Source organism: Carboxylicivirga marina (genome assembly GCF_016612505.1).
GTDB lineage: Bacteria > Bacteroidota > Bacteroidia > Bacteroidales > Marinilabiliaceae > Carboxylicivirga > Carboxylicivirga marina.
Genome location: NZ_JAENRR010000036.1, coordinates 19,814 through 42,556, shown reverse-complemented (window position 1 = coordinate 42,556; position 22,743 = coordinate 19,814). Strand labels below are relative to the sequence as shown.

Sequence of the window (22,743 nt, the reverse complement as noted above, 5' to 3'; positions counted from 1 at the left end):
ATGGGCGAATTCATTATCCGAAGACTATTTAAATACTCATCATGGTTGTTAAACCTTATTGAGCGGCCACTTATAAAACGCTATTCAGCCAATAAAATGAGGCATGCTCCCACTTTTATTATTGGACCTCCCCGAACCGGATCAACCATATTGTATCAGGCTTTAACCCAAAAATTAGATGTATTATACATTGATAATTTAATTAATATGGCCAGAAACAATCCATATATCGGTTTTTGGTTCAGCCAGAAAATATTTGGTAACAAGTCGCACAATAGCTCATCATCAAATCACGGAAACACAAAGGGCTTGCATGCGCCCAATGAAGGATTATTTTGGTATAAATGGCTACCAAGGGATCGCCATTACATCGAGCTTGATGAGATGAATACGCAAAGCATTGGCCAGATAAAAGAATTGCTTCAGGCGATTACAAACAGGTATGATAAACCTATTCTGTTCAAAAACTTATCCTTTTCAGTGCGCTTGCCTTTTGTAAAAACAACTTTTCCGGAAGCAAAAATTATTTACATCAAGCGCAATCCTCTGTATGTGGCACAATCCATATTACTCGGAAAACGCAAAAGTAACACACCTGCCAACGAAGTTTGGAGCATCAAACCTAAAGAGCATGCCTTATTAGCCCAAATGGACGATGAACTTGAACAGATTGTATGGCAAATATATCTGATTGAGAAACAAATTCATAAAGACTTAAGGCTATTTGAAGAACAACAGGTTAATGTCATCGATTATGAAGCTTTAAATGAAACTATTATTGAACATTTATCAAAACACATTGATTGTACCAAGCGTGCTTTTGCTGATTCAATTGAGATTAATATAAGCAACAATCAACGCTTGGATGATGCTACCTTTGTGAAAATTAAGAATTATATTGAGCAGCTTGACTGGGAAAATCACACCAGTAATCTATCAATGCAATAAAGACTTTGAACTTAGACGATGAGTAAATACACGTTTAAAACACTTGATAAAGAAGAATTTCCGAAGTGGGAACAATTATTAGCAAAAGTGCCGGAACCGAGCCCATTTATGAGCAGCGACTGGTTTAGCAGCTATTGTGAAGCTTCCAATGAAAAGTTTGAGATTGTTGCTTGTTTCAAAAATGATGAATTAATTGCCGGATTCGCATACTTATACCGTGTGAAATTTGGAAAATATAAACTCATTGTCAATCTGCTGGGAATTGATAATTACATGGTCATCTTGACACGTGATACAAAACTAGAATCTAAAAAAGAGAGCCATTATTTCGAAATCATCAAAGAATTCACAAATTTTCTCGAACAGCAATATTCACATGTTGAGTTTACCCTAAATTGTGCCACTACCGACATCAGACCACTCCAATGGAATGGCTATTCTGAAGAAATCAGGTATACCTACAGGGGTGCAATTAAGTCACCGGAACAATTACTTTCTGAATTTAACCCTGATATTCGAAACAAGATTAAAAAAGCTCAAAAGCTGAATTATAGTTTTGATTCATCAAGCTCTCAGGAACAAATGAAATTGAGTTACGATTTAATTGATCGCTCACTTAAGAAAAACAACAAACCACACATATTGGCCAAAGAGCAATTTATCAGCTTATTAACAAAACTTTCAGAGCTTAATAAAGCCATTGTTTGTAACATTTTTCTAAATGATGTAGCCATTGCCACCAGAGTTCTTGTTCTCAATTCGGAAATAGCGGTGGACTTTCAGGCTGGCGGAAACGAAGAGTATTTTAATACCGGTCTTAACCAGTTGCTGAGTTATAAGATATTTGAAATGCTCCATGAAAAAGGTGTAAAAACATACGATTTTAGAGGTGCCAATACACCAAGCATTGCTAAATACAAATCGGGTTTTAATTTTATTGCCGAGCCATATTACCATGTTGCAAAAGACAGTGGCCAAATATTTAAATTACTCCTTAGACTTAAAAAACTAACCCAAAAATAGATGCAGCCCCAAGCAAACGAGAAATATCAGTACTCAAGCGAGTGGATTCATAAACTTGAAAACGAACGCCACTGGCAGTATTATCATTTTCAACAGAGTTTAATACAGAAACACGTTGAACATAAAGAATCGATACTTGAGGTTGGAATAGGCAGTAGCTTTACCTACAACTATTTAAAGAGTAAAAATTACAATATCATCTCAATGGATATTGATGCAGATAAGAAACCCGATATTGTAGCCAATATTGTGAGCGATGATTTACCTGCCAACATTGACACAATACTTGCCTTTGAAGTATTTGAACACATACCTTACGATGAATACATGTTGGCGCTAAAGAAAGCTAAAGATAGTGGCGTAAAGAAGCTCATCATTAGTATGCCACTTAACATTAAGGTATGGTTTGATTTTGATATTAGGCTTCACGTTTTTGGTCGCATTGCTTTTCAGATTGCCACACGCCGCAACAAACTAACCACAAATCATCACCATTGGGAAATTGGGTATCAAAAGTATCGCTTCAATAAGATTAAACAAGATATTACAGAACAAGGTTTTAAAATAATTAATGATTGCAGAAAATTCTCACAACACTTTTTTGTTTTATCAACTGAATAACCTTAAAATTAATGGAAGCTGCTTTAAATATACAACAATACGAATATGTCCTTTTTCATCTGGGCCAACACCTTCATCTAAACAAATCGATTAAAGATTCATTGGTTTATGGTGATAACGATAGTATTCCTAAAAATAAAATTGTTTTTAAAGCATCTAACAAATCATTAAGCACTGCAAAGACGGTGCATTACAAGGGAAATGACATCCCTCTTCTTTTTCCTAATAACGACAAGGAAGAGTTGTTTGAGTGGGAAAATGATTCAATCATCTTTCATCACGACATACTTAAATCTGCTTTTTACTTACTAAGTGGCTATCAGGAAACGTTGAGTGACATATCCGATTCAATGGGACGGTTTAAGTACAACAACTCAATCCAGCACCAACTTAAGATGGTGCGTAAACCTATTGTCAATTATTATTTCGAAGTCATAATTGATGCCATTGAGCAATTCAGCCAGAAACACAACATCGCATTTGAACGAAAACGCATGTTTGAAAATTTCGGTTTTATGCTCACGCATGATGTAGATCGTGTGGATTATTACCATTGGCGCGAAACGGTCTACAAATTTCTGCAGCTAGCCGGCATTAAAAAAGCACACATTGATAAAACTAGCTTAAAGAAAGCAGCCCTTAATGCCATCCTTCCAAGCATTTTCCCGGGCTACAAACCCGATCCGTGGTGGAATTTTGACGACTTACGTAAACTTGAAAAGCAATACGATTTTAAATCTGTGTGGTACTTTTTAAACCGCGATGGTTCGCCGCACGACGCTAAATATCACCTTGAAGAACAAAGGATTAAAAATTTGATTTCCAAGCTTTTAAATGACAAGTGTGAGATTGGACTTCATGGTTCAATTAAAACCGCCACAAACCAGGAAGCTATAGCTAACGCCAAACAACGATTGGAAAAAGCAAGCAACACAACCATTACAGGAACGCGTCAGCACTTCTTAAAGTTTCATTATCCATCGACGCTCAATATTCAACAAAACGCAGGCATTAAATACGATACCACAATGGGCTTTGCGGAGCATGAAGGCTTTCGTAATTCATACTGCTATCCGTTTAAACCATTCGACCATGATGCCAATCAGATGCTGTCTATTTGGGAGTTTCCTCTTTCAATAATGGACACAACACTATTTGGATATAGAAATCTATCTTTCAATAATATGAAGGATTCATTTCAATATATAATTGATGAAATAAAAAAGTTTGGTGGACTCATGGTATTGCTTTGGCACAATTGCAATTTTGATGAGTATGAATACCCGGGCATCAACAAATACTTTGCTGAACAGCTTGAGTGTATATCAAATCAGAATCCAGAATCGGTAACTGGCATTGATGTCTTGTCAAAGGTTTAATTATTTCAATAGCTTTTTTATTGCTTCATCAATAATAGCAGCTCGATTCTCAAAAGTATGTTCACACAAGGTTCGTTTTTGTCCCCTACTGGCTATTGTTTCTAACTCATCAGTATTTTGGAGTAGATAACTAATTTTTTCTTTTGCTTCATCCAATGATTTATAAGCAACTACTTCGTCTGAGCGAAAGTAACTATCTAAATCATTTTTCCAATCTGTCAAAAGGCAACTTCCCATTCCCGTTACTTCGTACATTCGCATATTGGCCGCAAAATCGCTGGCAATATCACCATGGATATTAAATGATATTTTCGATCGCGAAATCTCTCTAAACATATCCTTCCCGAATACTGGAGGCTTTATTTGCTGCCTTAATGCACTACTAACTTTAGAGGCTCGCGGAAAGAATTGCAACTTACTCACCTTACTCAAACCATTGACCTTCTGATTAATTATATTTAACCCTGATTTCTTTAGTAGATGACTCGCTAAATAGGCTGCCTGCCGCGCATAAATGCCTTTTGACGAATCTGTATTCAGGTTGATCAGCAAGTTTATATCCAAGTCCTCATCAACTAATTGTTCCAACAACTTAATCCGTTCTTTATGAAAGTTTTGATCTAGGATAAGAGAACCTGTAAATAAGAAATCAAACTTTTTCTTTAAATCTGACTTTGACTCTTTTAAAATTCTTCCATCGAAAGCATGCGGGATAACAATGCATTTAGGCAATCCATTTTCCTCAAGCAGATTTTTAAAATAAGGCGCACAAACAGTGATTAAATCAAAAGCCTTAAAATCGGGATAAAACTGAGGAGTAATAGGTGAACAGCAGTTTCCGATGGCCAGCCTGATACTTGGGATTTGTTTCTTTAAAAAACGGACGAAATCACCATTGAACGAATAACTATCTTGCAACCAGATTATTTCGGGCTGCATTTTCTTTAGTTGAGCGACCAGTATTTCTTTATCAGAGCCATGCTCAACACCATTATCAGCACACCACTGCTCTTGCATAGGACGGGCATTGGCCACAATCTCCGATGCTTCATACCACATTTGGTTAAATGCAAAAGCATAAGCATCAGACCAGGCAAAACGCTGTTTCATTAAATGCGCATGCTGCTCATCATAGTTTAATTCATTAACCTTTGGGTTACTGTTATAATAATAACTCAAAAAGTCTTTGTAATAGGATGTTATCTTAACCAGTCGGTAACTCATAGCTCACATTGTGTAAAGTATCACAAAAGTGCAAAATCTTTGCATAACTCCAGCAATAAGAGCTGTAAATCAAGCGACATCAAGTTTGGTTAATTTTTGTTAATTCAAAGATTAATTGCCATCTTATCCAACTCTTCTAAAGGCATTTTATATTTTTGCACTAATTCTTAAAGATGACAGGTAATAAACAAATAACAAGCGGACGAAAACTGCGCAGTTCTTACATTACAACAACCATTAGTATTGCGTTGGTTTTGTTTTTGTTAGGCATCATAGGACTATTATTCCTAAATGCTCAAAGGCTATCGACTTACGTAAAAGAAAACATTGGTTTTACAATTTTGATAAAAGACAATGCTCGTGAAGCTGAAGTAAAAAGGTTAGAAAAATTACTGAGCACTTCACCGTTTATCAAACAAACCGAATACATCGATAAAGACAGAGCCGCTGAAGAGTTAACCGAAGAATTAGGGGAAGACTTTGTTGAGTTTCTGGGTTACAACCCTTTATTATCATCCATTGATGTAAAATTATTTGCCGAATATGCCAATCCAGATAGCCTGGTCAAAGTAGAAGAAGTCATTCTGGATTTTCCACAAGTTAAAGAAGTTATCTACCAAAAGAACCTTATTCATCTGGTTCATCAGAATGTCAAGAAAATTGCACTGGTATTGGCTGGATTTGCTATTATGCTTCTTTTAATTGCCGTGGCCCTTATTAACAACACCATTCGCCTATCAGTTTATTCAAAGCGTTTTATAATTCGAACCATGCAATTAGTTGGTGCTACAAAAGGCTTTATTCGCCGCCCAATATTGCTGGGCAGTGTCTTACATGGCTTTGTAGGATCAGTATTAGCCATTTCATTACTGGCTTCGATGATTTACCTAAGCAGTAAAGAATTAGCAGGCGTTATTGGCTTCAACAACATTGATTTAATCTTTATATTATTTGGTATCGTTATTGTTCTGGGGGTTTTTATAACCTTTTTATCTACCTTTTTTGCGGTTAATAAATACCTGAACTTACGCACCGACGATTTATATTTCTAATATCCATCCAACAAAAATTAAAACAGATACAATGTCAAAGAAGGAAGAGGATAAAAAGTTTCAATTTGCTCTCGCTAAAGAAAACTACATATTACTGGCTATTGGTTTTGCCATTATCATTTTAGGATTTGTATTAATGATTGGCGGCCGTAGTGATGACCCAACAGTTTTTAATGAAGAAATTTTCAGTTTCAGACGCATTACTCTGGCACCAGTTGTGGTGTTATTTGGCTTTATGTTTGAGATTTATGCCATTATGAAAAAACCTAAAGCCGACAAATAATAACATTCTGATTTATGGGAGTTTTAGAAGCTTTGATTCTTGGAATTATCCAGGGATTAACTGAATTTTTGCCTGTTAGTAGCAGCGGACACCTCGAAATTGCCAAAGCTATTTTTGGCGATAAAGTCATTGCCGAAGAAAGCATGTTTATGACAGTTATGTTGCATGGCGCCACAGCCATTAGCACCATTGTTGTTTTCCGTCGCGAAATATGGAAGATATTAACCGGCCTGTTTCAATTCAAGTGGAATAAGCAAACGGCCTTTTCAGTAAAAATAATTATTTCGATGGTTCCGGCAGCTTTTGTTGGCATCGCTTTTAGCAGTGAAATGGAGATGTTATTTGATAATCAAATCCTATTAGTTGGCTTTATGCTGATTATCACTTCAGGCTTGTTATTTTTTGCTGATAAGGCTAAGAAAACAAAGAAAGGCGTTACCTTTTCGAGTGCTTTGGTTATTGGAATAGCGCAAGCCTTGGCAATTTTACCTGGCATTTCTCGTTCTGGCGCTACTATATCTACCTGTGTATTGATGGGTATCGATCGTCGCAAAGCAACCCGCTTTTCTTTTTTAATGGTGGTACCATTGATATTAGGAAAAATGGCCAAAGACCTTATGGATAGCGATTTTACCACGGTTGGAACTCCAGCTATACCAGTTATTGTTGGTTTTATTGCAGCTTTTGTTACTGGCCTTTTTGCCTGCACCTGGATGATTAAACTGGTTAAGAACAGTAAATTAACCTATTTCTCTATCTATTGTGCCATCGTTGGTTTTATTGCCATCGTACATCAATTATATTTTTAAATGTCGATTCATTATTTTGCTCAACAACAATGAAGATTGAATACAGTGAAGAACGATTTCGTGAAGGACAGGTACTCCTCATTAACAAGCCTTTAGAATGGACATCGTTTGATATCGTTAACAAAATTCGCTTCTCTTTAAAGCGTTATTTAGGCATCAAGAAAATAAAAGTAGGCCATGCAGGCACACTTGATCCATTAGCAACCGGACTGGTTATTGTATGCACCGGAAAGGGCACCAAACAGATCGACCAGTTTTTGGGCATGGATAAACAGTATCTGGCTGATGTAAGCCTGGGTGCCACCACACCTTCTTTTGATCGGGAAACTGAACCGGATAAACATTTTCCTACAGAACACATCACTCAAGAGATGCTGGATGCCGCAATTGAATCTTTAACTGGTGAAATTGAACAGGTACCGCCTATGTTCTCGGCCCTTAAAGTTAATGGCAGAAAAGCATACGATTTGGCCCGACAAGGAAAGGAAGTAGAATTAAAAGCCCGCAAAATCACGATTAGCAAGCTCACATTAATCGAATGGAATAAAAATAATCTCAAATTAGATGTGTCATGTAGCAAGGGTACTTACATTCGTTCACTGGCGCGCGACTTGGGCTATGAACTAGATTCGGGAGCACATCTGAGCGGCTTAATTCGTACACGAATAGGGCCTTATCAATTATCTGAATCCCTTTCAATTGTGGATTTTGAAAAAAATCTTGCTACTTTTGCAACAAAATAAAAAATGCCACGTATAAGGTACGCCTGTTAAACGCAAATTATTAACTTTAATCACGTTATAAACAAGCTACTATAAAGAAATCGGTCATCTTGCCCTGCCGCAAGGTGATTTTCTTTGTTTTGTACAACAGCAAATTAGTTAAAACGAACAATATATGAAGTTATCAAGGTTTAAGTATAATTTACCGGAAGAGCTAATTGCCCTGCATCCTGCCGACAATCGTGATGAGTCACGTTTAATGGTTTTAAACAGACAGACCAAAGAAATTGAACATCGCATTTTTAAAGATGTGATCGAATATTTCGACGACCAGGACGTAATGGTTTTTAACAATACTAAGGTATTTCCGGCCAGATTATATGGAAACAAGGAAAAGACAGGTGCTGAGATTGAAGTATTCTTGCTACGTGAGCTTAATCGCGAACAACGCTTATGGGATGTTTTAGTTGATCCGGCACGTAAAATTCGTATTGGTAACAAATTATATTTTGGCGACGATGATAATTTAGTAGCCGAAGTGATTGACAATACTACCTCTCGTGGTCGTACATTACGCTTCCTTTACGATGGTTCTTATGAAGAATTTAAGGAAACATTGTACGGAATGGGTGAAACGCCGCTACCAAAAATCATTAACCGTGAGGTAATGCCCGAAGACAAAGAGCGTTACCAAACTATTTATGCCAAGCACGAAGGAGCTGTAGCAGCGCCAACAGCTGGCATGCACTTTAGCCGCGAACTAATGAAACGCCTTGAAATAAAAGGCATCGATTTTTCTGAAATCACATTGCATGTAGGTTTGGGTAACTTCCGTCAGGTTGATGTGGAAGATTTGACTAAACACAAAATGGATTCAGAGCAAATCTTTATTACAGAAGATGCGACTAAAATCATTAATCAGGGCAAAGATCGTAAGAAACGCGTTTGTGCAGTTGGTACAACGGTGATGCGCACATTAGAAAGCTCTGTTTCAACCTTTGGTCACGTAAAACCATTTGAAGGATGGACTAACAAGTTTATTTTCCCTCCTTATGAATTTCAGGTAGCCAACTCAATGATTTCTAACTTCCACTTACCATTATCCACATTAATGATGATGTCGGCTGCTTTCGGAGGTTACGATTTTATTATGGAAGCATACGATGTGGCTGTTAAAGAAAAATACCGCTTTGGAACGTATGGTGACGCCATGTTGATTATCTAATTAAATCATATATCATCAAAAACTGCCTTGAAAACTATTTTAAGGCAGTTTTTTTTATGCCCTAAAATCAAGAACCAACAATTCGAGCTCAATAAAAAAAGCTGCTTCAAATGAAGCAGCTTTAACATTAAGATGTGTGTGTTCCTGAATTTCACAGGATTAAATTCTCGTTAGAATTTAAAGTTTAGTCCGCCGAGCACCATGCCCGGAATTTCATCCATAAAAGCAAATTCCCTTGCATCCATATTCAGGATATTGCGCCCATTAATATAGAAAGTAAGGTTACTATTGGCTTTATATGATACTTTTGCATTAAGTAAAAATTTACCCTCAATTGCTTCAGTACTGTACTGATTCTCTAACACTTGCTCGCCATAGAAATAAGCCTGAGGTAAAATCTCTAGTTTCTTTATTGGACGATAAGTCAATGACAAACCTCCAAAATAAGATGGCGTTGATTGGTGCTCATAGTTGTTGTGTATTGTTGCGGGCCAGCTTGTTGATGTCCCCTTAATTATTGCTGGTACATCTCCAGGCGTAATTTCACCATTAACCAGCTTCTGCCCCCAGGCAGCTAATTCTATCTGTGCATTTGTTCCGGCTTCAACAGCCTGATGCCCCACAATATCATTTCTGTTTAATGGCTGATAATTATCCAACTTCGTCTGCTGAATAGTTAAATGGCCATTAGCTACTAACTTTTCATTAATCACCCAATCAATACTGATACTGGCACCTAACTGCTTCGATTTTAATTCAAGATTTAAATACTGAATATTGATCGAATCAGGACGTGCAATTGCAGGTTGCCCCATAATCACATCCAGAGGGTTATAAATAGCATAATCAGTATAGGTTGGCATTAATGCACCAAAACCTTCCGACACATTGTAAAATGCCTCAATATCTATCAGCAAATTCTTAGTCGGACGTGTGCGGTAACCTAATTCAATCATGTCCATGGTTTTTAAATCATGATTTGGATCCCCATGGAACTGCATCACACGCGGATATGGCATATTAGCAACATTCCAGGTATAATTCGAATAGGTATTTACCAAAAATGATGATTGATTAGCTCGCGAATAAACAGCTCTAATAATGTTATTGTCGTTGATTTTATACGAACTTACAAATTGCCACGATGCATATATATCATCAGGATGGTTGTATTGCTCTGCACGCAAAGCAGCTACAAATCGCAATTTATCGGTTGGGCGATAATCAACGCGCGCACTACCAGCCAAAATGTCAATTGTACGCTCCTTATTTAAGTAACCATTACCTATTTCAGCAATATACTCCGTATCGTCGTATGACATGGATTGATAACTGACACCCGGACGAATACTAACCTTACCTAAATTCCAGTCATATTCTGCCTGTAGGTTGATTTGCTCATTATCAACATTATCAGTGGGCAAGACAAACTATTATGGAGGATTTCAGGAGATTAACGGCATAGTAAACTCATCAGTATAACTACTGTAAAGCAATCATCATACATTTAAAGCATATGTGATTTACACTGTTAATCCCAATGAGTATATCGTCCAAAGCTTATTACCTTCCCCAAAGTAACCTTCTTCTTTCTTTATTGCGGGCGAAAATATATTTCTCGACACTAAGTCCAAAAAAAATGTGACTAAAGCCCCTATTTACCTGACGAATGAAATAGGTAAACGAGTACTTATAACAAATGTCATATCAATACTTAAATTCGTCCTTCCCTTCTATACGTATAACAATTAAAAAGTTTTAATTCTGCCAACATTTATCGATATAGTGCTTATCTTAATAATCGATTTACATCATCTTATAATTTATTCTGATGAAACAAAAAACAGTTTCACTCGTGCTTGGTAGTGGTGGTGCCAGAGGTCTTGCTCATATAGGTATTATTCGCTGGATGGAAGAACACAACTATCAAATTAAGGCAATTTCGGGATGCTCCATTGGTTCGGTAATTGGAGGCATTTATGCATCGGACCAATTGGATAAGTTTGAGGAATGGGTCGATAATCTTGATATCATTGACATTGCCTCATACATGGACATCTCATGGGGCGTAAGCGGGTTGATTAAAGGCGACAAGCTTATCAACAAACTTAAGGAAATGCTGGGCGATTGTACCATTGAAGAATTACCAATCAAATACACGGCCGTTGCTGCTGATGTAAAAAATGAAAAAGAGATATGGCTGAGCAAAGGGAATTTGTTTGACGCCATCAGGGCATCGATTTCATTGCCACTATTTCTTACCCCAATTGTTATTGATGGCGTTGAATTAATCGATGGTGGTGTATTAAACCCCATACCTATCGCACCGGTTTTTAGCGACAATACTGACTTGATCATTGCGGTTAATCTCGGCGCTAAACCAGCTTCAGATAAACTAGTTCATAAACCCACTGAACCTTCTAATGGATTCAGTTTATTGAATAAGTCAGTGAAGGCTACGAAAGGAAATCAATCGGGTATGTACGAGATTGCAGACAGCGCATTTGATGCCATGCAAAACACCATTGCACGTCAAAAACTAGCTGCTTATCCACCAGATTATCTAATTGAGATTGAACGCAATGCTTGTGGCACACTTGACTTCCATCGGGCTGAAGAAAAGATCGAATTAGGCTACAAAAAAGCTGATGAACTCTTAAAAGACCTTAAGTCCTAAGCTCTAAAGTACTATAACCAGATGCATCTTTTTTAAGCTCAATTTGTGTGGTTACCCGCTCCTTTAGTGCAGGCACATGACTTATAATGCCAATGGTTCTGTTGGTTTCACTCTGCAGTTTCTCCAATGCTGATAATGCCACATCGAGAGTTGTTTGGTCAAGTGTTCCAAAGCCCTCATCGATAAACAGACTGCCAATCATCGTGTTTTGCCCAGCCAAATCGGACAAGCCCAAAGCCAGTGACAAACTCACTAAAAAACTTTCGCCACCTGACAGGGTTTTCACCGACCTTTCTGCATTTCCATGGTAAGTATCAACAATAAATAGCTCATCCAAACCATCATCTTTTACATGCTTAACAATATAACGGTCACTGAGTAATTTTAAATGTTTATTGGCCAAATGAAGCACCTGTCGCAGAGTTAGTTCCTGAGCAAAACGAGAGAACTTATTACCGGCTGCATCACCAATCAAACTACTTAATTCGTTCCATCGGTTAAATTCCTTCTGCTGATTATTAATCTCAGCCACTTTCTCTTTTTGCTTCTCTTTACTTCGTTTATCGTTGACAAGTTTTTCGATTAAACTTCCTCTTTTACCTAAAAGTACTTTTTGCTCAGAGGCTTTATTTTCTAGCAGTTTCTTTAATTCCTCCTCGGTAATTTCAATTTTTTCGAAGTCTGCTTTGATATTTAACAGAGCATCGCTAAGCTCCGTATATGAATGACTTAATTCTGTTTTGAGCTTAGTCAGTTCATATTGCCTTTTCCTAATTTTCTCCGCAACATTCTCCTCCAACAAATAACTTAATGCCTGTTCACCTGATGAAAGTTTCTTTTCTTTCAATACTTCATTGAGTTGAACATCTTTTTTAAGCCATTGCTCCTTACTTTGCTTGATCAACTCAGCTAACTCACCTTGCCTATTTAATAAACTTTTAATTAATGTAGATAACTCTTTTACATTGACTAACTGACCATTATAAATTTTTTCAAGCGATTCTTTTTCAACCAACAACTCCTGCTCCAGAGTTTCAGGAAGCTTTTCACCTAATAATGATTTGCGGTGAAAACTTTTACTTTCAAACTCCTCTTTTAACTCGTTTAGTTTTTCACTTTGCTCGGCGAAATCCTTTAAAACAACTTTCAATTGCTTGCCTAACTCTTTCCATGATTCCTTTGTTGTCAGCTGGTTCTTTTCAGTTTCAAGCAAACGCTCTTTAATCAGAACGATGTTTTTATATTTATCATCCAACTTCTGGACTACTACAGAATATGATTGGCTTTTTGTATCAAATCCCAAATTTAAAAACTGCTCGTCAAGTTCGTTCCCCAACTGCAGTAATGCCTTTAGTTCGGAGCTTAACATTTCAAACTCTTTATTACGAATGATAGCCCGCTCTAATTGCTCACTTATCACAATTTGCTTTGATAGTTTCTGCAAATCATCTTTAAGCTTCATTTGGTAAGTGAGCACTGCTTCTACACTTGCATCTTCAAATATAATTGAGTTATCTGATATTAACTTTTTTATTTCATTAGCACATGCTTTTGATTTAATATCTAATACCTTAAGCTGATTTCCTACACTTTCAATGCTGGTATTTAATCCCGAAACCTGCTTCAACAATGATTTCTCTCTAATGATCAGATCATCCTGATTTTCAATCTTTGTTTTTAGCTGAATATCTACATCATCGGCTTTCTCCTTGTAATTTTCAACATAGGGATGCTGCGTCGATCCACATAAGGGACATTCTTCATCAGGCTTTAGCAATTGTCGGGCATCAATATATTTCGCTTCCAACAGTTCACGTTCACGTCGAATAGATAATTCCTGAATGTGCTTACTGTTTATTTCAATAGCCTTTTTAACATTTCCAAATGCTACTAACTCTTTTTCAAGCTCTTTACTACTCTCATCACGTTCTTTACTTAAACCGTTCTTCTCATCCTCAATCGCATTTTTTTCCTTACTGGCAAGATGGATTTGATCAACAACCTGGCTTTGTTCCTGAAGTTTTTGATGCCTTTTTCTTAAGTTCTCAATATCTGAACCCTCGGTAGTCAACAGCTGCTTCTTCTCATCAATAAACATTCGACTTTGCATAACAGCAGCCTTTAGTATGGTATATTTTTCTGCATTGTACGTTGATTCCAGCAAGTTCTTTTGAGTTGGTGACGCTTCCATCTGTTTCACGTGACCAATAAGAGCCTGCTGCCCTGTTTGCATCGCCTCAACCTGTTGCTTTAACAGTGGTATTTGATCGCCAGCTTTTTCAATCGTTTTATGTTTCTCCAGATCGACTTTTAAGCGAATGATTTCTTTCTCGCACTCCAGCAGCACTTTTTCCTTTTGTGCCACCTCTGCATGAATTTCATTAACCTGTTTTCCAAGAGCCGCATTTTGCTCTTCAAGTGTTTTTCGGGCATTTTTGGCAACCTTTAGCTCTGAATCAATATTCCGCACTTCTTTAATTACAGGTTGCATTTTTTGCACCTTCTCTTTGTGCGAAACAATGTCCTTTTCCGATGCTTCCAGCTGCTTTTTCTGTATTTGCAACGCCAGTTTTTTATCGGCCAATTGCTTTTCATTGAGCTGATTATCAAGCTGCTTATCACGTAGGCTTTTCTGAACCTGAACAACAGCTAATATTTCAGCTTTAATGGGTAGCACTTGTTCGTGCTGTTTTAACTTCTCTAATTCAGGCTCAAAAGCAGCAAGTTCTTTCTCAAGAAGTTGCTTTGCATTCTGATTCTTTATTAAATTAGATGACAGTCGTTTTTGTTCCGTTATTACAAGTAATTGTTTACGCATTGACGTAATCTGTTCGTCTTCTCGCTTATTAATATTTGTTAGCTCCTTTACCTCCTTTTCAATGGCAGATAATTCCTCTTCAGACAATAGCTCTATACCATCCAATTGTATTTTTAGATGCTCCAGTTTTTTTAGCTCAACTCCCCGTCGTTCATAACAGGCACGTCCGAGTTTTCGATAAATGTCTGTTCCTGTAATTTTCTCAAGAAGTTCACCGCGCTCATTAGCGTTGGATTTTAGAAATCTGGCAAAATCACCTTGGGATAATAAAATGGAACGCAAGAACTGGTCGAAATTCAAACCAATTAACCGGGCATTTTCTTTGGGCACTTCCCCCTTTTTAAGGTCAAGTGCCACAAATGCTCCATCTGTTTGTTGTTTTGATAATTCCAATGAATAGTCGCGCAAATTACCATTTCGATTGCGCGAAATACTCCAATGTGAGCGATAGATGTTATCATTTATCCCAAAATCGAGTTGCGCCCATGCTTCATCGGTATTTCGGGTAATTATACTCCCAAATCGGTTAATGTCATTCTTTGATACTGAACCGCTTCTTGGTGTTTGATTATACAGCGCCAGTGTGATGGCATCTAAAATGGTTGATTTACCTGCTCCAGTGGGGCCGGTTATCGCAAACAATCCTGTTTCGGCCAATGGTCCGTCGCTGAAATCAACCTTGTGTTCGCCCTTTAAAGAATTGAGGTTTCTTATACGAAGCTGGAGTAATTTCATAAACTATTCATTTTCTGTTTGATGATGAAAAGCATCTAATAATTCAGTAAAAGATTTTGATACCTCATCCTTATTTAGAATATGTTTGCTTTCGAGCAGATTGTCAAAAACATCTTCAACTTGCAGATCGGCCAATGAATTCTGAAGCGATTCTTCTTGAGAAACTTCATCACCAGTAAAGCGTAAGGTTGGTTTGACAACTAACAATCCGTTATCAGAGCGATTAATGGACTCAATCAAGGATTCAAAGTCGGTTCGCAAGGCAGGATTCATCACCAGTTCTTCAATGGCTACCTCGGCCCAATCTGTCAAATCAGATTTCCCCTGATAAGCTTTTAACTCATCAGCCACAACATCAAACAAACCTTTAAAACTGATTAATTTCCGAAAAGCAGGCACTTTGATCTCTTCAATACGTTTAATACCATCCCGATCTAGATCCAAAGCTATAATTTGCTTGTTATCGGCTCGTTCAGAAAAACTAAGTGGCAAAGGAGATCCTGAATAGCGAACAGTACCCTCGGCATTTAACTTTTGCGGACGATGGATATGCCCTAACGCCAAATAATCAAACTCTTTAGGAAATGCATCAACACTTAATCCGGAGAGATTGCCAATGTGAATATCACGCTCGCTTTCTGATAAGCCTGCTCCTTGCACATATAAATGTCCCATGGCAATTACAGGACAATTGTACTCTTTTGTTTCTTCGGCAAGTCTTTGATAATGCTTAATAATACCTTGATTAATGGCTTTGATGCTATCTTCATAGGATTCGCCAGCATTAATCAAGCGAATATCTTTGTCACGCAAAAATGGAACTGCTGCCACAACGGCCTGTAGCTGACCATTACTTTTAATTTCAATCAGCTCTTCTTCAATATTCTCACGAGCACCCCCAATTACTTGAATATTTAAGGCAGAAAGCACATCTGATGGTGCTTCAAGAGTGCTGATATAATCGTGATTTCCACCGGTTATAATTATCTGCTTACAGCAACTTCCAATTAATGAAGTGAGGAACTGATAATACTGCTTTAACGCGCCGTTTGATGGAAAACCGACATCAAATACATCGCCCGATATGAGCAATACATCGAATTGCTGCTCTTCAATTAAATCCTTAAGCCAATGAAAAAAAAGCTGAAACTCCTCTTCTCTATCATTCCCATGTAATCGTTGTCCAATATGCCAATCAGACGTATGCAGTATTTTCATTCAGTCTTGTTTAAACATATCTTCCAAAATAGCAATAGACGATTCTATACATTTGGAACACACCTTTTCTTTTAGGTTATTTTCTTTGAACAACTGCTGACCGGCTTCGGTTCGAATATCGCAACCTAATAGATGTACGCACTGATCGGTTTGATGACGTTGACAAAATTGCTTTCGAAATAACTGAATCATCTCTGGCGTTTTTGTTTTACGCTCGTCAACGTCCTGAATTTCTTTGGAATTATGTAAGCCAATAACCATGTAAGCCCCCGTAACAGCACCACATGCTTTTTGCATTTTACCCATTCCTCCACCAAAACCAAGAGCCATATCTAATGCCTGATCTTCATTGAATTGCAAATCTTCAACATAAGCTTTAATAACGGATTGTGCGCAATTATTACCATTGTAAAAAGCGTCAATGGCTGTAGTTATCTTCTTTTCCATGTGCAGGTGATTTATTAGCCTTGTAAAAATAGCAAATCATTTGTTTTTTATAAGGCAATAACAATTGAAATATTATCAAAATCGGTATTGAAGTTGCAGTTTCCACTCCGTTAACTGATTCCCTTCAATAAGTTGATGACCCGAGCCAATCTGCTTAAGACCTGTATAATTGGTATGTGCCACACGCCCCCAAATTCGCAGATTTTTAATCGGCTTTACATTTAGGTTAAGAATAATACGCGTACCTTTATTCATGTAGGCAGGTATGGTAAATGCATACAACACATCAGGTTCGTAGGAATAAATACGACTATTGTAGTCATCAATATCAAACAAAACATAACGCAAGGCTGCCTGGTATTTTCCTGACGTATATTTGACATCCTGAAAAGCCATCCAACCTTTGGATGAAACTTCTTCTCTGTAAATTGCCTGCTCAAATTGTGTCTGAAATCGCCATTTATCACTTGGCTGATAGGCATAAAACAAACGTATATTATCTTTCTGATATGAAATAACCTGATACAAGGCAGAATTCACACTACTATTTATTTCCTTTTGTGTGGATTTATACCTCACGTAAGCCAAATGCTGCTGACTGATATCATAATTAGCCTGAGCAAACCACTCAAACCCTTCAGAGGGTCGATACACATTATACCTCAACCAATCGCATTGAAACATGTCGGTAAATGCTTTAATCGTTAATCGACTGGCAGGTTTTAAGCGAATGGATGTAAAAACACCGGACTCACCTCCTCGGGTTGATGATTCAGAAAATGGATTAGAAAGAATGGCTGTGTACCCTTTACTGTACTTTCGATAAGCCAACGAAACAACCACATCGAAACCAGGATTATAGGTGATTCCTTGATAAACTCCATAATCATCTAAGTTTTGAATTGCCACCTCTCCAAAAACAGTTAGCTTGTGCAAAAAAATCGAATGTGCCAACCAAAGGCATTCCTGCTTGTTTCCTGAGAAACGATATTTATTTTTCAGATGTGTCTTCTCTTCGATCGCATCGTCGATTTGCCAATTAACATATCCGGCATCGATATGAAATAAATGATGCTTGTAGGCAGTTTGAGCACCATAAACCTTTTCTTTAATTACCATCCGGTTTGTCAATTCAGTTGCTGTTCGATGATAACCAGTTTCTTGCAATGATGAAACAAGCATATCATTAACGGAATCGGACACGAAAGAAGCATCGCGTTTTTTATAAGAAACAAATGGCGAGAAGGACCAACCTCTAAATTTAAATCGTAGCGCTGAACCTCTTAAAAATGAACTTTCATTAACCGATGTATAGGCATTGATGCCTTTTGCCCGTCGCCTGAGCTGAGCTGTTTCGGTACTTTTCGAAAATGCCATATCGGTCCACACGCCTACTCCCTGTCCAAATGACAAACGGTAATCACCAATTATCCAACTATCGATAAACTTTACGGGCTTGTTAAACCGAAGAAAAGCGGATGAAAAATCGGCTGCTGGAAAATAATTAGGAAACGCCTGTTCGCCTTGGTCTTTTTCCAAAGTAAAACCTGCATCTAGCTTATCTCCATATTTAATTCGTCCCCGCATCATCCATTTTTCTTTTGAACCCAAAAATGCGGCCGAGGTACTATCATTTTTTGCTAAATACCCCACAGGGGTTTGAATCGTACTTTGCATACGCGACATGATATTACCAAAGACTCGCATCTTCACCTTTTGCTCAACAGGCGCAACCGTTACGAATGGCAATAAATAACGAATAGTTTCACTATCCATTTTTTCAACAGCCTGTAGTTCATAAATAGAAAATAATTGCCCATTGGTATAGCGGTAGAAAAGGATGTTTTCAATCTGTAGATCGCTTAAGAAAAACAATTGTTCAAGTTCCTCTTTTTCGGCTTCATTAAGATTGATGGGATGTTGAGATAAACTGACCAAATCATTAACCAGCTCTTCATAATTAGCGTTACCAATTTTCTGATCGGCCATGGTTTCGAGCATATCGATAATCATCTTTTGCAAATCTTCGTCTTGTTGTGCAACAACACTAGTTGATATACACAAACAAATGGTTAAAACAAACGACCTTATCATATTCATTGTTTATGCTTAAATGAATAGGCCAATCCTGCTCCCGATGTCATTCCTAATTGCTGATGATGTGAAAAACCCACATCAATTGATAAGCCAACTAGTTGAAAGCCTCCACCAAAGGTAATTTCAACCGGTTTACCTCGCACACCACCTCGCACAAAAAGCTTGTCATTAAAACTAAACTGAATAGCAGTTTTATAAACGACATCATATTCCAGTTCCTTTTCTAATTCAAAAATCGCGAAGAATTTGTGTGGAATAGAATACTTAATTGCTCCGTTAAAAAATGTTGGTAACGCATACGCTTCATCCTGATAACTTAATTTACTTTGTTCGGGATTTTGAATATAAACGCCTACCTTGATGCTTTCTGTTGTTTTAAACCCCAATCCGAATGCTGAATAAAAAGCATCAGCCCGATCGGCTGATTGCATCTGATGATTCATGTAATTAAACTGAAAACCAGCGCTGATGGAATTACCAAATAAACGACTGTATGCAACAGCATATCGATTGTAGTTACTTTTTGAAAAACCACTTTGCATCGCCAGTCCTGAAAAACTCCCAAAACGACTTGGCACTATAGCAGTGGCAGCACGTGAGCTCAGCTCACTAAGGTTGAATCGCATTTGATAAGCTGCACCAACAGACAGCGATTTTACATGTGCCTGGTTAGCAACATTATTAAGACTGGCCCAATGAGAATCATCAAATACTTTTACATATGCCAGCGAAGAACTCACTGGCCCGGAATAGCCTAACGATTGCCCATGCAATTTTAAGTTCAGGCTTAAAAGCGCAACAATAAGGATTAAGGTTGATTTAGTCATGTCATAATTTATCTTATCAATAAAATTATTAACCTTAATCTTTAATGTCAAGCAGAAACTACATAGAATTACATTTTGCTAAATATATTTACCATTGAATTTGACTCTGAAACTAAAACTATTTGAAAACCAAGTGTTTTAGCTGCATCTAAATTCAATTGCGAATCGTCTAAAAACAAGGTTCGCTCAGGAATTAAATCACTGTTATCGATGACATATTGAAAAGATTCAAGGTCCGGTTTACTAATCTCAATCTCGTACGAATAAAAAGCCTTAGTGAAAATCGGCTCAACATTATCGTATGCATCAGCCATTGAAACATACTTATTTCGATGCAGGTCGTTGGTGTTGCTCAACAAAAAGACGGGTGATTTTGCTCTTAATCGCTCTAATATTTCCACACGCTCATTTGGCATGTATACCAACATTTGATTCCAGGCATCAATAATTTCCTGATCGCTAACCTGGTTAGGAAGCATATTTTGAATCTGCTGTATAAATTCATTCGTCGAGACAGCGCCCTGTTCATATTTCTTAAACAATCCTTCGTGGTGCCCAAGTGTTATCTGTTCATGCAAATTCTTTAAGCCTAATTTATTAAAAGCATCAATCGCTGCATCAGGACTAATATCAACAATCACTCCTCCCAAATCAAACAAATAAGCATCAACCGTCGATAAATCAACCATATCCATGTATTCTTTTTTAACATTTACGCATCAAGGCGTTAAATTAAGTAATTACAAATGAACTTATAAATGACAAAATACCAAATTCGATGAAAACCATTATCTTTGCAAAACTTTTTGCGCAATTAAGACGCGAAAAATAACGGTTGGCAGATACATCTGTCATTTTAGTAATGTTCTAAAAATAGATTAATAGAATGAGTACGTTGGAACTGAGCGAACAGGAAATTATCAGACGAAAAAGTTTAGAGGAGCTAAACAAACTGGGTATTAACGCATATCCGGCAGCACAATACAAAACCACTCATCTGTCAACTGAGATAAAACAGGAATTTGATCCGGAAAAAGATAACCTTCAGGAAGTGACTATTGCAGGTCGAATCATGAGCCGACGCATTATGGGTAAAGCCTCATTTGCAGAGCTTCAGGATTCAGAAGGGCGTATCCAGATTTATTTGAATCGCGATGACTTATGCCCTGATGAGGATAAGACACTTTACAATACTGTATTCAAAAAACTTTTGGATATGGGTGATATCATTGGTGTTAAAGGATTCGTTTTTCAAACACAAATGGGTGAAACTACCCTGCATGTAAAAGAGTTAACGATTTTAAGTAAATCACTTAAACCACTACCTATCGTTAAAGAGAAAGATGGCAAAACATATGATGCATTTACCGATCCGGAAATGCGTTACCGTCAGCGCTACGTTGATCTAATCGTTAATCCGCAGGTTAAAGAAGTATTCGAAAAGCGCCGTACGATTATCAAAACCATGCGCGACATGTTTGATGGTGCCGGTTACCTTGAAGTGGAAACACCAATTCTTCAGCCAATACCAGGAGGTGCATCGGCACGCCCATTTATAACTCACCACAATGCACTGGACATTCCATTGTACATGCGTATTGCCAATGAGTTATATTTAAAGCGATTAATTGTTGGAGGTTACGAAGGTGTGTATGAGTTTGCCAAAGATTTCCGTAACGAGGGAATGGACCGAACTCATAACCCGGAATTTACGGTGATGGAAATCTACGTAGCCTACAAAGACTATAAGTGGATGATGGAGTTTACCGAAACCATGATTGAAAAAGTGGCCTTAGCTCTTCATGGAAAAACAACGGTAACCATTGGTGACAATGAAATTGATTTTAAAGCCCCATACCGCCGTTTAACCATGATTGATGCCATTAAAGAGCACACTGGCATTGACATTAACGGCATGAATGAAGAGCAGCTTCGCAAAGTGTGTGACGATTTACACATAGAAATTGATGAGACATTCGGTAAAGGAAAAATGATTGATGAAATTTTTGGCGAGAAGTGTGAAGGCCACATGATACAGCCAACATTTATTACTGATTATCCTGTTGAGATGTCACCGCTGTGTAAAAAGCACCGTGATAATCCAGAATTAACTGAGCGTTTTGAGTTAATGGTAAATGGTAAAGAGCTCTGTAATGCATACACCGAGTTGAATGACCCAATTGACCAGCTAGAACGTTTCCAGGAGCAAATGAAATTATCTGAAAAAGGTGATGACGAAGCCATGTTTATTGATATGGATTTTGTTCGTGCACTGGAATATGGTATGCCTCCTACATCGGGAATGGGAATTGGTATCGACCGCTTAACCATGTTTATGACTGGTCAGGATTCAATTCAAGATGTACTGTTCTTCCCTCAAATGCGTCCAGAAAAGAAGGTATTGCCTGATAGCGATGAGAAATTTGCTGAACTTGGCCTTGTTCCTGAATGGATTGAAGTAGTTCGCGGATTGGGTTACAGCAAAGTAGATGCTTTAAAAGAAGTGAAACCTACGAAACTTTTCCAAGACCTTTGTGGCTACAACAAAAAGAATAAACTAGGCTTAAAAAACCCATCGCAAGACGATGTCAAAGCCTGGTTAGCTTAATAAACGATTAATTAGATAAGACAAAAAAGG

Annotated in this window: 19 protein-coding genes; 11 read left to right on the top strand and 8 right to left on the bottom strand. The window is 37.6% G+C overall.

Annotation, left to right across the window (positions count from 1 at the left end):
* Genes JIV24_RS14535 through JIV24_RS14520 form a run of 4 tightly spaced genes read left to right on the top strand, consistent with a single transcriptional unit; the run spans nucleotide 1 to nucleotide 3,971 of the window.
* Nucleotides 1-948 (top strand): sulfotransferase, encoded by a 948-nt coding sequence (locus tag JIV24_RS14535; RefSeq protein WP_200465786.1) that lies wholly within the window; start codon nucleotides 1-3, stop codon nucleotides 946-948.
* A gap of 18 nt (nucleotides 949-966) precedes the next feature.
* Nucleotides 967-1,971 carry a GNAT family N-acetyltransferase gene (locus JIV24_RS14530; protein ID WP_200465785.1) on the top strand — a complete coding sequence of 335 codons (1,005 nt, stop codon included), beginning with the start codon at nucleotides 967-969 and terminating at the stop codon, nucleotides 1,969-1,971.
* Nucleotides 1,972-2,592: a methyltransferase domain-containing protein gene (locus JIV24_RS14525; protein ID WP_200465784.1), complete on the top strand. Its 621-nt coding sequence runs from the start codon at nucleotides 1,972-1,974 to the stop codon at nucleotides 2,590-2,592. It begins immediately after the preceding gene.
* An 11-nt stretch (nucleotides 2,593-2,603) separates the two neighbouring features.
* Nucleotides 2,604-3,971: a polysaccharide deacetylase family protein gene (locus tag JIV24_RS14520; protein ID WP_200465783.1), complete on the top strand. Its 1,368-nt coding sequence runs from the start codon at nucleotides 2,604-2,606 to the stop codon at nucleotides 3,969-3,971.
* On the opposite strand, the gene JIV24_RS14515 is transcribed toward JIV24_RS14520, so the two are convergent.
* Nucleotides 3,972-5,195, bottom strand: a complete 1,224-nt coding sequence (locus JIV24_RS14515; RefSeq protein ID WP_200465782.1) for a glycosyltransferase family protein — start codon at nucleotides 5,193-5,195, stop codon at nucleotides 3,972-3,974. It abuts the gene before it with no gap.
* Nucleotides 5,196-5,368: 173 nt separating this feature from the next.
* Here JIV24_RS14515 and JIV24_RS14510 point away from each other — a divergent pair, with 173 nt between their 5' ends.
* The 5 genes from JIV24_RS14510 (at nucleotide 5,369) to queA (ending at nucleotide 9,286) form a co-directional block, all read left to right on the top strand.
* Nucleotides 5,369-6,247: a cell division protein FtsX gene (locus JIV24_RS14510; RefSeq protein ID WP_200465781.1), complete on the top strand. Its 879-nt coding sequence runs from the start codon at nucleotides 5,369-5,371 to the stop codon at nucleotides 6,245-6,247.
* Nucleotides 6,248-6,278: 31 nt separating this feature from the next.
* Nucleotides 6,279-6,530, top strand: a complete 252-nt coding sequence (locus tag JIV24_RS14505) for a DUF3098 domain-containing protein (protein WP_200465780.1) — start codon at nucleotides 6,279-6,281, stop codon at nucleotides 6,528-6,530.
* A gap of 14 nt (nucleotides 6,531-6,544) precedes the next feature.
* A complete protein-coding gene (locus JIV24_RS14500; protein ID WP_200465779.1) occupies nucleotides 6,545-7,339 on the top strand; it encodes an undecaprenyl-diphosphate phosphatase in 795 nt (264 codons plus the stop codon).
* A 29-nt stretch (nucleotides 7,340-7,368) separates the two neighbouring features.
* On the top strand, nucleotides 7,369-8,082 hold the full coding sequence (truB, locus tag JIV24_RS14495) for a tRNA pseudouridine(55) synthase TruB (protein WP_200465778.1): 714 nt from the start codon (nucleotides 7,369-7,371) through the stop codon (nucleotides 8,080-8,082).
* A gap of 154 nt (nucleotides 8,083-8,236) precedes the next feature.
* Nucleotides 8,237-9,286 carry a tRNA preQ1(34) S-adenosylmethionine ribosyltransferase-isomerase QueA gene (gene queA, locus JIV24_RS14490; RefSeq protein WP_200465777.1) on the top strand — a complete coding sequence of 350 codons (1,050 nt, stop codon included), beginning with the start codon at nucleotides 8,237-8,239 and terminating at the stop codon, nucleotides 9,284-9,286.
* A 170-nt stretch (nucleotides 9,287-9,456) separates the two neighbouring features.
* Here the strand turns inward: queA and JIV24_RS14485 are convergent, their stop codons facing one another.
* A complete protein-coding gene (locus JIV24_RS14485) occupies nucleotides 9,457-10,710 on the bottom strand; it encodes a TonB-dependent receptor domain-containing protein (protein ID WP_200465776.1) in 1,254 nt (417 codons plus the stop codon).
* Nucleotides 10,711-11,117: 407 nt separating this feature from the next.
* Here JIV24_RS14485 and JIV24_RS14480 point away from each other — a divergent pair, with 407 nt between their 5' ends.
* On the top strand, nucleotides 11,118-11,963 hold the full coding sequence (locus JIV24_RS14480; protein ID WP_200465775.1) for a patatin-like phospholipase family protein: 846 nt from the start codon (nucleotides 11,118-11,120) through the stop codon (nucleotides 11,961-11,963).
* Here the strand turns inward: JIV24_RS14480 and JIV24_RS14475 are convergent.
* The 6 genes from JIV24_RS14475 to JIV24_RS14450 form a co-directional block, all read right to left on the bottom strand.
* Nucleotides 11,953-15,516, bottom strand: a complete 3,564-nt coding sequence (locus tag JIV24_RS14475; RefSeq protein WP_200465774.1) for an AAA family ATPase — start codon at nucleotides 15,514-15,516, stop codon at nucleotides 11,953-11,955. The genes JIV24_RS14480 and JIV24_RS14475 overlap by 11 nt on opposite strands.
* 3 nt (nucleotides 15,517-15,519) lie before the next feature.
* Nucleotides 15,520-16,734: an exonuclease subunit SbcD gene (gene sbcD, locus JIV24_RS14470; RefSeq protein WP_200465773.1), complete on the bottom strand. Its 1,215-nt coding sequence runs from the start codon at nucleotides 16,732-16,734 to the stop codon at nucleotides 15,520-15,522.
* Nucleotides 16,735-17,181, bottom strand: a complete 447-nt coding sequence (locus tag JIV24_RS14465; RefSeq protein ID WP_200465772.1) for a C-GCAxxG-C-C family protein — start codon at nucleotides 17,179-17,181, stop codon at nucleotides 16,735-16,737.
* A 75-nt stretch (nucleotides 17,182-17,256) separates the two neighbouring features.
* Entirely contained in the window at nucleotides 17,257-19,281 is a 2,025-nt protein-coding gene (locus tag JIV24_RS14460; protein WP_200465771.1) for a helix-hairpin-helix domain-containing protein, read from the bottom strand.
* Nucleotides 19,278-20,105 carry a PorV/PorQ family protein gene (locus JIV24_RS14455; protein WP_200465770.1) on the bottom strand — a complete coding sequence of 276 codons (828 nt, stop codon included), beginning with the start codon at nucleotides 20,103-20,105 and terminating at the stop codon, nucleotides 19,278-19,280. The genes JIV24_RS14460 and JIV24_RS14455 overlap by 4 nt, the downstream gene beginning before the upstream one ends.
* Nucleotides 20,106-20,173: 68 nt before the next feature.
* Nucleotides 20,174-20,800: an HAD family hydrolase gene (locus JIV24_RS14450; protein WP_200465769.1), complete on the bottom strand. Its 627-nt coding sequence runs from the start codon at nucleotides 20,798-20,800 to the stop codon at nucleotides 20,174-20,176.
* 191 nt (nucleotides 20,801-20,991) lie between these two features.
* Between JIV24_RS14450 and lysS the strand changes: the two genes are divergently transcribed.
* Nucleotides 20,992-22,713 carry a lysine--tRNA ligase gene (lysS, locus tag JIV24_RS14445; RefSeq protein WP_200465768.1) on the top strand — a complete coding sequence of 574 codons (1,722 nt, stop codon included), beginning with the start codon at nucleotides 20,992-20,994 and terminating at the stop codon, nucleotides 22,711-22,713.
* Nucleotides 22,714-22,743 lie beyond the last annotated feature (30 nt).